The sequence below is a fragment of the Caulobacter vibrioides genome (assembly GCF_002858865.1).
In the GTDB taxonomy this organism is placed as follows: domain Bacteria; phylum Pseudomonadota; class Alphaproteobacteria; order Caulobacterales; family Caulobacteraceae; genus Caulobacter; species Caulobacter vibrioides.
Genome location: NZ_PJRR01000014.1, coordinates 15899 through 28714 on the forward strand (window position 1 = coordinate 15899; position 12816 = coordinate 28714).

At 66.1% G+C, this 12816-nt stretch carries 8 protein-coding genes, 1 tRNA gene and 1 pseudogene; 6 read left to right on the plus strand and 4 right to left on the minus strand.

Features of this window, described 5'->3' with window-relative positions:
* Positions 1-151: 151 nt before the first annotated feature.
* Positions 152-808, plus strand: coding sequence for a DUF4145 domain-containing protein (locus tag CVUC_RS09800; RefSeq protein ID WP_164512719.1), 657 nt, complete (start codon positions 152-154; stop codon positions 806-808).
* Positions 809-1119: 311 nt separating this feature from the next.
* Here CVUC_RS09800 and CVUC_RS09805 read toward each other — a convergent pair.
* A tRNA-Val gene (locus tag CVUC_RS09805) sits at positions 1120-1194 on the minus strand.
* A gap of 109 nt (positions 1195-1303) precedes the next feature.
* Positions 1304-1660, minus strand: a complete 357-nt coding sequence (gene cpdR / locus CVUC_RS09810; protein ID WP_010918630.1) for a cell cycle two-component system response regulator CpdR — start codon at positions 1658-1660, stop codon at positions 1304-1306.
* Between the two features lie 151 nt (positions 1661-1811).
* Here cpdR and CVUC_RS09815 point away from each other — a divergent pair, with 151 nt between their 5' ends.
* Entirely contained in the window at positions 1812-2738 is a 927-nt protein-coding gene (locus tag CVUC_RS09815) for an N-formylglutamate amidohydrolase (RefSeq protein WP_096032567.1), read from the plus strand.
* Between the two features lie 13 nt (positions 2739-2751).
* Here CVUC_RS09815 and CVUC_RS09820 read toward each other — a convergent pair whose 3' ends face one another.
* Positions 2752-3153, minus strand: coding sequence for an energy transducer TonB (locus CVUC_RS09820; RefSeq protein WP_024265610.1), 402 nt, complete (start codon positions 3151-3153; stop codon positions 2752-2754).
* A gap of 566 nt (positions 3154-3719) precedes the next feature.
* On the opposite strand from CVUC_RS09820, the gene typA reads away from it, so the two are divergent.
* Positions 3720-5552 (plus strand): translational GTPase TypA, encoded by a 1833-nt coding sequence (gene typA / locus CVUC_RS09825; protein ID WP_010918627.1) that lies wholly within the window; start codon positions 3720-3722, stop codon positions 5550-5552.
* A gap of 159 nt (positions 5553-5711) precedes the next feature.
* Positions 5712-8135, plus strand: coding sequence for a putative bifunctional diguanylate cyclase/phosphodiesterase (locus tag CVUC_RS09830; RefSeq protein ID WP_096032566.1), 2424 nt, complete (start codon positions 5712-5714; stop codon positions 8133-8135).
* A 33-nt stretch (positions 8136-8168) separates the two neighbouring features.
* Here CVUC_RS09830 and CVUC_RS19715 read toward each other — a convergent pair whose 3' ends face one another.
* Positions 8169-8609 (minus strand): hypothetical protein, encoded by a 441-nt coding sequence (locus tag CVUC_RS19715; RefSeq protein ID WP_125469916.1) that lies wholly within the window; start codon positions 8607-8609, stop codon positions 8169-8171.
* 224 nt (positions 8610-8833) lie between these two features.
* Here CVUC_RS19715 and CVUC_RS09835 point away from each other — a divergent pair.
* Positions 8834-9082: pseudogene (locus CVUC_RS09835) on the plus strand (EAL domain-containing protein); the annotation flags it as partial.
* Positions 9083-9195: 113 nt separating this feature from the next.
* Complete coding sequence (locus CVUC_RS09840; protein ID WP_096032563.1) at positions 9196-12759, plus strand: TonB-dependent receptor; 3564 nt, start codon at positions 9196-9198, stop codon at positions 12757-12759.
* The last annotated feature ends 57 nt before the right edge of the window (positions 12760-12816 follow it).

The following is a 12816-nucleotide window of genomic DNA, read 5'->3' on the forward strand; positions in this document are numbered from 1 at the left end:
TTGAGACGAAACGTTGGACCAGCGCAACCGGTTGTAGAGCTTGGAAAATGGGCTGGATGATAGACATATCTCTATCGCTTAGCCGCTTGGTCAAGCTAGCTATGGTCGCATGAGTACCTCTGAACAGGTTCGGGTCAGGTGTAACGTCTGCATGCGTGATACATTTCACGACGTAAAGACAACGTACTACGAACGCTCCTACAGCGCCGACGATGAGTTTTGGTCAGACGACCACTACCAAGTGTTGCGTTGCGGCGGATGCAAGGAGGTGTCGTTCCTACACCGCAGCTACTTCTCCGAAGATACGACCAATGTCCGCAAGCCGAACGGAGAGTGGGACGTAGAGTGCACCCCCACAGACCAGATTTATCCTCCCCGCCTGGCCCGGCCAGTACCTGATTGGATCGGCAAAATCTCCGATCATGAAGTGCAACAGCTTCTTCGTGAGGTTTACGTAGCTCTTCAAAGTGGAGCATTTCGACTTAGCACCACAGGAGTTCGTACGGTCCTTGAGCGGACCATGGTTAATCATGTTGGCGACCAAGGGTCATTCCACTCAAATCTCGCCGCTTTCGTGAGCGCCGGCCATCTGCCCGCCGGCCTAAGGGAAGCGTTTGAGATTATATTGGACGCCGGTAGCGCATCGGCGCATCGGGCGTTTGAGCCCGATAACGATGTCTTCTCGCACATTATGGACGCGCTCGAGAACATGCTCTGGCAAATATACGTGCTGCCTGAGAAGGCGAGCAGCATCAAAGCCGCGACGCCGCCTAGGCCAAAAAAGACTTCAGCGGCCAAGCGCGAGTAGCGCAGAGCTCTCGCACCAATCGCGCTCAAGGTTAAGCCGCCGACGTTTTGAAATTTGCTCGCTGCACGCGGCCGCCCAGAGACGTTACGAGCGCCTGATGGGACCCACACCGGGTTGCCCCCTCCCCCCCCCGGGGGGGGCTCGGCGGGTCGTCACCGAGTAAAATCAAGCACCGGGGTGGGGGTGGGTAGGCCGCCGATCACCCTACCTTGACGTCGGCGATTTGATGCCGATTTGATGCCGGGTCGCAATCCGGTCGTCGAGCGGAGCGAGCCGACCGTGGCTAAATCATTGAAAAGAAAGGAGAAGGATGGTGGACGCGACAGGGATTGAACCTGTGACCCCTACGATGTCAACGTAGTGCTCTCCCGCTGAGCTACGCGTCCGCCGAAGCGATCCGAAGCGTCTTCGTGAAGACGTCCCGGCCGGGAAGGTGTGGGGGTATAGCGGCGGCTCGCGGACTGCGCAAGCCGCCTGTCGAAACTTTTTGTGGGATCAGGCCGCCATCATCTTTTCGACCTCGGCGACGAGGTCGCGCAGGTGCACGGGCTTGGACAGCACCTTGGCGCCGGCGGGCGCGCGGTCCTGGGCCGAGAGGGCCACGGCGGCGAAGCCGGTGATGAACATGATGCGCAGGGACGGGTCGCGGGCGGCGGCCTGGCGGGCCACCTCGATGCCGTCCATGCCGGGCATGACGATGTCGGTCAGCAGCAGGTCCCAGGGATGGTCCAGATGCTGAACGGCTTCCTCGCCGTCGGCGCAGGCCTGGACTTCGAAGCCGGCGCGTTCCAGCGCGCGGGCCAGGAAGCCGCGCAGGGAATCATCGTCTTCGGCGAGGAGGATGCGGGCCATGGGGTCACGTGTCCGATTAAGATCGTCGATAGAGGATCCACCTTATCGCCCCGTCCGTAAATCGGGGATGAACCTAAACGTCGCGGCTGGGGATGTTTCGACAGCGGCGATTGAGATTTGACCCCGCGCCGCGACGCTTCGATGATGCGGCATGAGCGCGTGGCGGCCCCTTTCGAGCGAAGAGCTTTCGTCCCCGCCGCTGGAGACCTTTGGCGGGCCAGCGTTCGAGGTGCTGCGCGCGGTCCCGGCCGGGGCGCCGCCGCCGACCGCCTTGGTGTTCGCCTCGCCCCACTCGGGCGACCTCTATCCCGAGGACATGGTCGCCGCGGTCCGCCTGCCGCTCGAGACCCTGCGCGCGTCCGAGGACGCGTTTGTCGACCGCATCATCGGCGGCGCGCCCGCCCTGGGGGCCGCCGTGGTGCGCGCCCGCTTCGCCCGCGCCTATGTGGATCTGAACCGTGAGCCCTGGGAGCTGGACCCGGCGATGTTCGATGGCGACCTGCCCGACTACGCCCAGGGCCGCACGGCGCGGGTGGCGGCGGGGCTGGGAACGATTCCCCGCGTCGCCGGCGAGGGTCGGCCGATCTATGGCCGCAAGCTGTCGTTCGACGAGGCCAGGACCCGGGTCGAGCTGGCCCACCGCCCCTATCACGACGCCCTGGACCGGCAGCTGGCGGCGGCGCGCGCGGCGCACGGGGCGGCGATCCTGATCGACTGGCACTCGATGCCGGCCGCCGCCGCGCGGGGCCAGCGGACCAGGTCCGGCGGGACCTGCGACATCGTGCTGGGCGACCGCTTCGGCGCGGCCTGCTCGCCCAAGCTGACGGCCCTGGTCGAGCGCGAGCTGGAGGCGCTGGGCTACAATGTCGCCCGCAACGCGCCCTATGCCGGCGGCTACACCACCGAACACTATGGCCGCCCCGCCAAGCGCACCCACGCCCTGCAGATCGAGATCAACCGCGCGCTCTATATGGATGAGACGACGCGCGCGCCGACCGACGGCCTGGCGCGGCTGATCGCCGACGCCGAAACCCTGACGCGGGCGCTGGCTGGGATGGAGCTGAGCGCCCTGCGCTGAAGAAAAACAAAAACTAGGGCGACCGCGTCTCGACGGGCGGCAGGGCGAATCGAATGGTGATTCCCGACAGGCGCCGCGAGACCTGGACGGCGTTGGTCCCGCTGACATCGACTTGATAGTAGGTCATGGCGATCAGGGCCGCGCCGCCAAAGCCAAGGCCTTGCGGGTTTTCCCCGGTGACCACGCAGTCGCCCAGGGTTCCGTCCCGGCGGATCGTGCATTGCACCGTCGCCGCGCCCTCGACGCCCGCCCGGCGCGCGGTGGCCGGGAACAGACGCGCCAGCAGCTCGGGACTGGGGGCCTTGAGGATTTTCAGCGGCGGTAGGCCCGCCTTCGGCGCCTGGGCGCCGACGGGCGCGCCGTACAGCGCCAGGGCCGCCAGAACGACGGCGGTGATTCCGCGTTTTCGACCCAAAGCTCTCCCCCCGGTGGGCTTCGTGACCGCGAGTAGCGCCGATGGCGCCGCCGGTGTCAAACGGACTCCAGGCCGGCGTGGAGCGCGCCGCCCCGCTATGGGGACTGGGCCCCGGGGCCGAATCCAAAAAAAAGCCCGGCGAAACCGCCGGGCCAGTTCATTAGGGAGGAAACGCCCAGGAAGGGCAGAAGCGGCAGCGCCGCCTCACAGGATTGTTTTTAGAGTGCGGCGCAAAATTAGGCAAGCGGAAAACAAACGTTCGACGTCATTTTTTTGAAGCTCACCCTCGCAAAAACCCTTTACCTAAAGGGGAAGGAGAACAACGCTCTCTCAAAGCGCCCAAATTATAGGCATATTGCACTGCACAATTTGTTGCGTTTGAAACCGTCTCGTATGAGATCGAGGCGCAAACCCAAGCCAGACAAGACTTTCGCGTTGACACCGGTGTCGTGCGACAAGTGTTCCTGACGGTCGGGGGTGGATAAATTGAACGCATTCGCGTAAAAGCCGCGCGCCTGACGCCCGCAGCGTCATCTCCTATTCCTCCCGAAAGTCCGTCCGCCCCCATGTCCATGCGAAATATCGCCATCATCGCGCACGTCGATCATGGCAAGACCACCCTCGTCGACCAGCTGCTGGCTCAGTCCGGCGTGTTCCGCGCCAACGAAGCCACGACCGAACGGGCGATGGACTCCAACGACCAGGAGCGCGAGCGCGGCATCACGATTCTGGCCAAGTGCACCTCGGTGCTCTGGAACGGTGAAGCGGGCGAAACCCGCATCAACATCATCGACACCCCCGGCCACGCCGACTTCGGCGGTGAGGTCGAGCGGATCCTGGGCATGGTGGACGGCTGCGTCCTGCTGGTCGACGCCGAGGAAGGCGTCATGCCGCAGACCAAGTTCGTGCTGACCAAGGCGCTGAAGATGGGCCTGCGCCCGATCCTCTGCATCAACAAGGTCGACCGCGCCCACGCCGATCCGGACCGCGTCCACAACGCCGCCTTCGACCTGTTCGCCGCCATCGGCGCCACGGACGAGCAGCTGGACTTCCCGCACATCTACGCCTCGGGCCGCGCCGGCTGGGCCACGCTGGACCTGAACCAGCCCAGCGACAACCTGGCCCCGCTGTTCGACCTGATCGTGCGCCACGTGCCCGAGCCCAAGCAGATCGCCAAGAAGGACGAGCCGTTCCAGATCCTGTCGGTGCTGATCGAAAGCGACCCGTTCCTGGGCCGCCTGCTGACCGGCCGCATCGAAAGCGGCAAGGCCGTCCCCGGCATGGCCATCAAGGCCCTGGACCGCGACGGCAAGGAAATCGAGCGCGGCCGCATCACCAAGGTGCTGGCCTTCCGCGGCCTGAAGCGTCAGCCGATCGATGACGGCGCCGAAGCCGGCGACATCGTCGCCATCGCCGGCCTGAGCAAGGCCACCGTGGCCGACACGCTCTGCGCCCTGGACGTCAACGAAGCCCTGCCGGCCCAGCCGATCGACCCGCCGACCATCTCGATGACCGTCTCGGTCAATGACAGCCCGCTGGCCGGCCGCGAAGGCGACAAGGTGCAGTCGCGCGTCATCCGCGATCGCCTCTTGAAGGAAGCCGAGAGCAACGTGGCTATCCGCGTCACCGAGACCTCGGAACGCGACGCCTACGAAGTGGCCGGCCGCGGCGAACTGCAGCTGGGCGTGCTGATCGAGAACATGCGCCGCGAAGGCTTCGAAGTGTCGATCAGCCGTCCGCGCGTGGTCTATCAGACCGGCGAGAACGGCGAGCGCCTGGAGCCGATGGAAGACGTGATGATCGACGTGGACGACGAGTTCACCGGCATCGTCATCGAAAAGCTGTCGGCCCGTAAGGCCGAGCTGAAGGACATGGGTCCGTCGGGCGCGGGCAAGACCCGCATCACCCTGCTGTCGCCGTCGCGCTCGCTGATCGGCTATCAGGGCGAGTTCCTGACCGACACGCGCGGTTCGGGCGTGCTGAACCGCGTGTTCAGCCACTACGAGCCGCACAAGGGCCCGATCGACCAGCAGCGCAAGGGCGTGCTGGTGTCGAACTCGGACGGTGAAACGGCGGCCTACGCCCTGTGGAACCTGGAAGAGCGCGGCGTGATGTTCGTCGGCGCCGGCGAGAAGACCTACCAGGGCATGATCATCGGCGAGAACAGCCGCTCGGACGACCTGGACGTCAACCCGATGAAGGCCAAGCAGCTGACCAACGTCCGCGCCTCGGGCAAGGACGAGTCGATCCGCCTGACCCCGCCGCGCCGCATGACCCTGGAACAGGCCATCGCCTATATCGAAGACGATGAGCTGGTCGAGGTGACCCCGAAGAACATCCGCCTGCGCAAGCAGGTCCTGAACCCCTCGTTCCGCAAGAAGCGCACGAAGGAAGACTAGGGCTTAACCCCCCGATCTGAAGGGCCGCCGTTCAACAGAACGGCGGCCTTTTTCATGGCCGCGTCATCTTGACCGCCAGGGACATGCTTAACCTCGGGTTTACCCAAGAGAACGATGGTTTCCGGGGGATCTCCGCTCCGGAAGACCATAGGATCGCGCGTGCGCGTTATCGCCAGCTCGTTGCTTGACCGCTTTGTCGCGGTCCTTCCGTCCCAGGTGCTGGCCGACGCCCCCGAGTCCCTGGCGGGCCGCGTGCGCATGGAGCAGGTGCAGAGCATCCTGCGCATGACGCCGGTGATGATGAGCGCCAACATCGCCATCGCCTTCCTGGTGTCTCTGGCGGGCATGAGCCATCCGCACCGCGTCGGGATCGGGATCTGGGCCGCCCTGGTCATCAGCTACGCGTTGCTCGGCCTGCGCGGCTGGGTGTCAGCCCAGCGCCGCAAGACCGGCAAGGCGGCCGTGTCGGCGCGCGGCGTGCGTCGGGTCGTGCTGCAGGCCGCCCTGCTGGGGCTGCTATGGGGCGTGCTTCCTGTGCTGACCTTCCGCCTGGGCGACACCAGCGCCATGCCGATGATGGTCGCCTCGGTGATCGCCGGCATGATCGGCTGCGGCGGCTTCGCCATGCTGACCCTGCCGGCCGCCGCCCTGGCCTATTCGACCCCGATGGTCCTGGGCTCGCTCTACATGCTGGGCACCAGCGGCGATCCGATCCTGTACGCCTTGGGCGGCCTGCTGGTGTTCTGCTACGCGGTCGTCATCGTCTCATGCCTGTCGCACGCCCGGATCTTCGCCGAGCGCCTGGTGGCCGCCGACGAGCTGGAAAAGCAGAAGCAGGTGGTCAGCCTGCTGCTGTCGGACTTCGAGGAAGGGGCCAGCGACTGGCTGTGGGAGGTCGACGCGGCGGGTCGCCTGACCTACGTCTCCGACCGCATGGCCGCCGCCGCCGGCGTCGACAAGGACGCCTTGCTGGGCCAGCCGATGTCGGACCTCTGCGGCGCGGCCGAAGCGCCCGGCGGCCCCGTCGCGGCGCTGTCGGCCCTGTTCGCCGAGCAAAAGACCTTCCGCGACGTCGTCGTCTCCATCGCCGTTGCGGATGACGCGGGCCGGCCCGCCACCCACTGGTGGGCGCTGTCGGCCAAGCCGGTGCACGATCTGGACGGCCTGTTCGTCGGCTTCCGCGGCGTGGGCGCCGACATCACCCAGGCGCGCGAGGACCAGGAGCGGATCTCGCACCTGGCGCACTACGACGTGCTGACCCAGCTGCCCAACCGCCTGTCGCTGCTGCAGAATCTGGGCAAGGCCTGGATGGATCACGGCCGCGACAAGACCTCGGGCTGCGCCGTCCTGTGCCTCGACCTCGACCACTTCAAGGGCGTCAATGACAGCCTGGGACACCCCGTAGGCGACGCCCTGCTGATGCAGGTAGCCAGCCGCCTGCGGTCCTGCGTCGGCGAGACCGGTATGGTCGCGCGGCTGGGCGGCGACGAGTTCGCCGTGGTCTGCGCCCCCTCCCCCGGCCACGAGGCGCTGTCGGCCCTGTCGCAGTCGATCGTCGAGACGCTCTCGGCCCCCTACGACATCCTCGGCCACAACGTGCTGATCGGCGCCAGCGTCGGCCTCGCGGTCGCCCCCTTCGACGCCGACGACCCCGACGGCCTGCTGAAGAACGCCGATCTGGCCCTCTACCGCGCCAAGGGCGACGGCCGGGGCGCCTATCGCTTCTTCGAGACCGCCATGGACGTCTGGGCCCAGGAGCGGCGCGCGCTCGAGATGGACCTGCGCGAGGCCCTGGCCCGCGACGAGCTGAAGCTGTTCTTCCAGCCGCTGATCGGCCGGCGCGACAACGAAACCACGGGCTTTGAGGCCCTGCTGCGCTGGCAGCATCCGACGCGGGGCCTGGTGCCGCCCTCCGACTTCATCGAGTGCGCCGAGCAGTGGGGCCTGATCGGCCGCATCGGCGAGTGGGTGCTGAACGAGGCCTGCCGCACGGCCGCCACCTGGCCCTCGCACCTCACGGTCGCGGTCAATCTGTCGCCCAACCAGTTCGCCTCGGGCGATCTGGTCGAGCAGGTCCGCGCGGCCCTGAAGGCCTCGGGCCTGGCGCCCGCCCGACTGGAGCTGGAGATCACCGAGGGCCTGCTGCTGCACGACAGCGCCAAGACCCTGGAGCAGCTGGCCGCCCTGAAGGCGCTCGGCGTCAAGATCGCCATGGACGACTTCGGCACCGGCTATTCCAGCCTCGCCTATCTGTGGCGGTTCCCGTTCGACAAGATCAAGATCGACCGCTCGTTCGTGGCCGAGATGCAGGACAATGTGGCCATCGCAGACATCCTGCGCACCATCGCCTTGTTGGGCCAGACCCTGAACCTTGAGGTCACCGCCGAGGGCGTCGAGACCCAGGCCCAGGCCAGGCTGCTGGCCGAGATGCGCTGCGACCAGTTCCAGGGCTTCCTGTTCGGCCGCCCGATGCCGGTCGGCGACATCCCCAGCTTCCTGATGGCCGCCACGGCGCGCCGGATGCGGGGCGAGACCGGCGTCGACGACGCGGACGGCCAGGACGCCGAGGTTGTGGCGGGGTAGTCGCCGTCAAAGGAGCGAGGATGGCTTTCTCGCCTAGTCCGGTCCGCGCTCTACCTTGTGCCAGACTGAAAGAACATCATCAAAATTCCGGCACCCATCAAGTAGGTGATAAATTTCCTCGACCTCATAGAACTGAGTCAAAAGATCATCATCGATGGTCACTTGCTCCTTAAACACGGCCAGAAGCTCTGACAGCCGATAAGGTCTGAGAGGTTTCCAGGAAATTTCGATCGGGAAGGTCGGGCTATAGAGGTGCGAAAGTAATCGCCAATACCACTTCCTGTAACGCGAAGCGCCCGGGACGATCATTCGCCACGCAGCTCCCTCAGCGTCGAACACTATGTTGTTCTCAGACCAGCCATTTGAAAGCGCAAAAGGATTGGTCAATTCCTGATCGAGAGGCGCCTCTTTAAGCCAGAATTCATGCGTGCCCGGCGTGTGGACGAAGCAGGGCGCTGCAGGAAAGTCAGGCATAAGCACTCAAGCAGATTGCAAGAAGGATCGTTCCAATCAGGACCTTAAGCTTTGAAGCGAATGCGTGTCGATCTGTGTCGCAGCGAAAGCAATCCTGGCTCGTCAATGAACCCGTGTGGTCCGACTAGGGCGAGTTGCGAATCTAGGTTTCCTTCTCCCCTTGCGGGAGAAGGTGTCAGCGAAGCTGACGGATGAGGGGTCAGAAGGCCTGAAGTCGGCTAGGCCTGCGCACCATCGCCCTGTTGGGCCAGACCCTGAACCTGGAGGTCACCGCCGAGGGCGTCGAGACCCAGGCCCAGGCCAGGCTACTGGCCGAGATGCGCTGTGACCAGTTCCAGGGCTTCCTGTTCGGCCGCCCGATGCCGGTCGGCGACATCCCCAGCTTCCTGATGGCCGCCACGGCGCGCCGGATGCGGGGCGAGACCGGCGTCGACGACGACGGCGTGCACGCGGCGGTCAGCCAGACCCGCTAAAGCCAAGTCTGCTTTGAAACTGTCATCAATAGAGTAACAAACTGCATACTTGGCGCAGTAGGGGCGAGGCAGGCGTCCCGACTCTCAGGGACGGCCGACCTGAGGGGGTTTCCATGTCTTTCGCTCGCAAGCTCGCCGCCGGAGCGGCGTTCGGCGCGCTGGCCTTTGCATTCGCAGCGCCGGCGGTTCACGCCCAGCAAACCACGGCCGCGGTGCGCGGCGTCACCGTCGATGACAAGGGCGCGCCGATCGCCGGCGCCACCGTCACCGTCACCCACGTGCCCAGCGGCACCGACCAGGTGGTCGTCACCAACGAGGCGGGCGCCTTCGACGCGCGCGGCCTGCGCGTCGGCGGCCCCTACAAGATCACCGCCACGGGTCAGGGCTTCGCCTCGCAGACCCTCGGCGATCTCTTCCTGAACGTCGGCGACGCCCAGCGCGTCCGCCTGGCCCTGGTGCCCGCCACCGAACTGTCGGAAGTGGTCATCACCGCCGCGAAGAAGGCGACGACCAGCCAACTGGCCAATGTCGGCTCGCGCACGACCCTGGGCCGCGACGAGATCGACGCCGTCGTGTCGGTCAAGCGCGACATCCGTGACATCGGCCGCCGCGACCCGCTGGCCAATCTGGACTTCGTGGCCCGCGGCACCGGTCCGTCGGGCGGTCTCTACATCGCCGGCTCGGCGCCGCGCGCCAACCGCATCACCATCGACGGCGTGCGCTCGGCCGACAGCTACGGCCTGAACACCGGCGGCCTGTCGACCAACCGCGGCCCGGTCTCGTTCGAGGCCCTCGAGCAGGTCGCGATCCAGGCCGTGCCCTTCGACGTCGAGGACGGCGACTTCACCGGCGGCGCGCTGAACCTGATCATGCGCTCGGGCGGCAACGACTTCCACGGCTCGCTGTTCTCCAACGAGCGCACCACCCGCCTAGTCGGCAACCAGCTGCCGATCGTCGGCTTCACCAACAACGACGTGCTCCAGGCGCCGCTGAGCGGCTTCCGGAAGGTCAAGAACCAGATCGCCGAGACCAACTACGGCGTCTTCCTGTCGGGTCCGATCATCAAGGACCGCCTGTTCTTCGCGGCCTCCTACGAGAAGTTCTCCAGCTCCGACACCACGGGCGTCGGCCCGATCGGCGCGGGCTTCGCCAACACCTTCAACCGCATTCCGGGCGTCTCGACCGGAACCGGCGCCAGCCAGGCCGACATCGACGCGGTGCTGGCCAACTGGAACGGCTATGCGGCCTCGTCGCTGCTGAAGCCGGGCTCGGTGGCCCTGGTCGAGCCGATCCTCGACGAGAAGTCGTCGATCAAGATCGACTACAACATCACCGACAAGCACCGCCTCTCGGCCACCTATCGCCACGCGTTCAGCTCGGTCTGGAAGCGCAGCCCGTCGGCCAACTCCATCAGCCTGGACACCAACTGGTACGTCCAGCCTGAGAACGAGGACAACTACGCCCTGCAGCTGAACTCGCGCTGGAGCCCGGACCTGGCGACCGAAGCGCGCGTGGCGTTCCGCGGCTATCAGCGCGGCCAGCTACCCCCCGTGGGCCAGGGCTTCGCCAACGTCTCGATCTGCACCGACCCGGCCTTCGGCGCCGGCGCGGCCTTCTCGTGCTCGTCGGGCGTGCCGTCGATCAACTTCGGCCCCGACCAGTTCCGTCAGGCCAACGTCCTGAAGACCAAGGACACCTCGGGCTCGTTCGTCGCCAACTACACCGGCTTCGACAACCACCAGATCAAGCTCGGCTACCAGTATCGCGGGATGGAGATCTACAACCTGTTCCTGCAGGCCGCGCGCGGGGTCTACTACTTCGACAGCGTCGCCGAGTTCCAGGCGGGGCAGGCCAACCAACTGTCGTACGGCAACTCGTTGACCGGCACGGCGACCGACGCCGCCGCGGTGCTGGACTACAAGGTCCACTCGCTGCTGGCCCAGGACACCTGGGACGTCACCGACGCCCTGACCGTGAACTTCGGGGTCCGCTGGGATCACTACGCCGCCGACAAGAAGCCGACGCTGAACACCAACTTCGTCAACCGCTACGGCTATTCCAACCAGACCACCTATGACGGCATCGACGTGGTGATGCCGCGCGTCTCGGCCAAGTACAACAGCGACTGGTTCGAGCTCTCGGGCGGCTTTGGCCTGGTGTCGGGCGGTCTGCCGGACGTGTTCCTGGGCAACAGCTATGGCGGCACCACCGGCGCCCTGACCAACAGCTTCGCGATCCGCCGCGCCACCAACGGCACGCTCTCGACGGCCGACGACACCTTCGTCGACACCGCCACCAACCAGGCCATCGACGCGGCGACCGGCAACGCCCTCTTGACGATCAACAAGGCCTCGCCCTCGTTCATCACCAATCCGGCGGCCGTCGCCCAGACCCTGCTGACCGCCGACAGCGCCAGCCGTCGCAACGCCTACACCAACTCGCTGGCCCCCGGCTTCAAGATGGCGGCCGACTGGAAGACCAACCTCTCGTTCAAGACCACCCAGTTCGGCATCGACTGGGGCATCGACGCGGTGGCCAGCTGGTCGGAGGTCAATGTGGCCTTCCGCGACGCCCGCGCCCGTCGCCTGACGGTCAACGGCGTCCAGCAGCTGACGCCCGACGGTCGCGCCCGTTACGATGGTCTGGTGATCCCGGGCGCCAACGCCGCGGCGATCAACGCCAGCCGCACGGCCCTGGGCCTGCCGGTCGTCGCCAACGCCGACCTGGCCAACCTGGGCCTGTTCGGCGACATCCAGGCCTATAACCCCTCGACCAAGAACTGGACCCGGACGGTCGCCCTGTCGGCCCGCCGCAACATCTTCGGCGTCGACACCTGGGCCGCCTACACCTGGCAGGACGGTCGCCAGTACGGCGGCATCTCGGAGTTCGGCACCACCGCCGGCGGCAACTCCACGGGCGGCAACTACTATGCCGACCAGGGCTTTGACCTGGATCCGAACGGCGCCGCCGAGGGCAAGTCCAACAACCTGCTGCGCAACTCGCTGAAGGTGAACCTCAGCTACAAGTTCGAGCCGCGTCCGGGCTGGGTGTCGCGCTTCACCCTGTTCGGCGAGCGTCGCGACGGTCGTCCGATCAGCTTCCTGATGACCGATCCGGCCGGCGGTCGCAACCCGACCTTCGGCGTGTCGCGCGACGACGCCCTGGCCTATATCCCGAACCTGAACAGCCCGGATGCGGCCAACCCGCTGAAGTTCGTCAGCGCGTCGGGCACGACGGTGTTCTTCGACAGCCAGCTCTCGGTCGACCGCCTCAAGGCCCTGGTCAACCAGTTCGGCCTGCCGATGGGCAAGATCGTGCCGCGTGGCTTCGGCAAGAACCCGAGCGTGGATCGCATCGACTTCCAGTACGCCCAGGAAATCCCCTCGCCGATCCGCGGCCACAGCCTGCTGTTCACGGTGGACGTCCAGAACCTGGGCAACCTGCTCGACAAGAAGTGGGGTGTGGTGAAGGAGTACACCAACAGCCGTTCGGGCGGCGTGGTGGTCAACGCCCAGTGCGCCCGCGCCGACGGCACGGCCGCCGGTTCGGCGGACCCGACCTGCGCGGCCTATCGCTACAGCTACACCACGGCCTCGCCGGCCACCCTGGCCACCCCGACGGTCGACCAGGCCGCCAGCCTGTGGTCGGTGGGCATGGGCCTGAAGTACCGCTTCTAAAGACAGGCCTTCTGAAAGACTGGCGAAGGGCGCGGCTTCGGCCGCGCCCTTTTTCAT

What these genes read in the sequence shown, in the direction of transcription:
- CVUC_RS09840 (WP_096032563.1), top strand. Translation starts at nt 9,196, where the DNA reads ATGTCTTTCGCTCGCAAGCTCGCCGCCGGAGCGGCGTTCGGCGCGCTG.
- CVUC_RS09815 (WP_096032567.1), top strand. Translation starts at nt 1,812, where the DNA reads ATGAGCGCGTGGCGGCCCCTTTCGAGCGAAGAGCTTTCGTCCCCGCCG.
- CVUC_RS09800 (WP_164512719.1), top strand. Translation starts at nt 152, where the DNA reads ATGCGTGATACATTTCACGACGTAAAGACAACGTACTACGAACGCTCC.
- cpdR (WP_010918630.1), bottom strand. Translation starts at nt 1,660, where the DNA reads ATGGCCCGCATCCTCCTCGCCGAAGACGATGATTCCCTGCGCGGCTTC.
- CVUC_RS19715 (WP_125469916.1), bottom strand. Translation starts at nt 8,609, where the DNA reads ATGCCTGACTTTCCTGCAGCGCCCTGCTTCGTCCACACGCCGGGCACG.
- typA (WP_010918627.1), top strand. Translation starts at nt 3,720, where the DNA reads ATGTCCATGCGAAATATCGCCATCATCGCGCACGTCGATCATGGCAAG.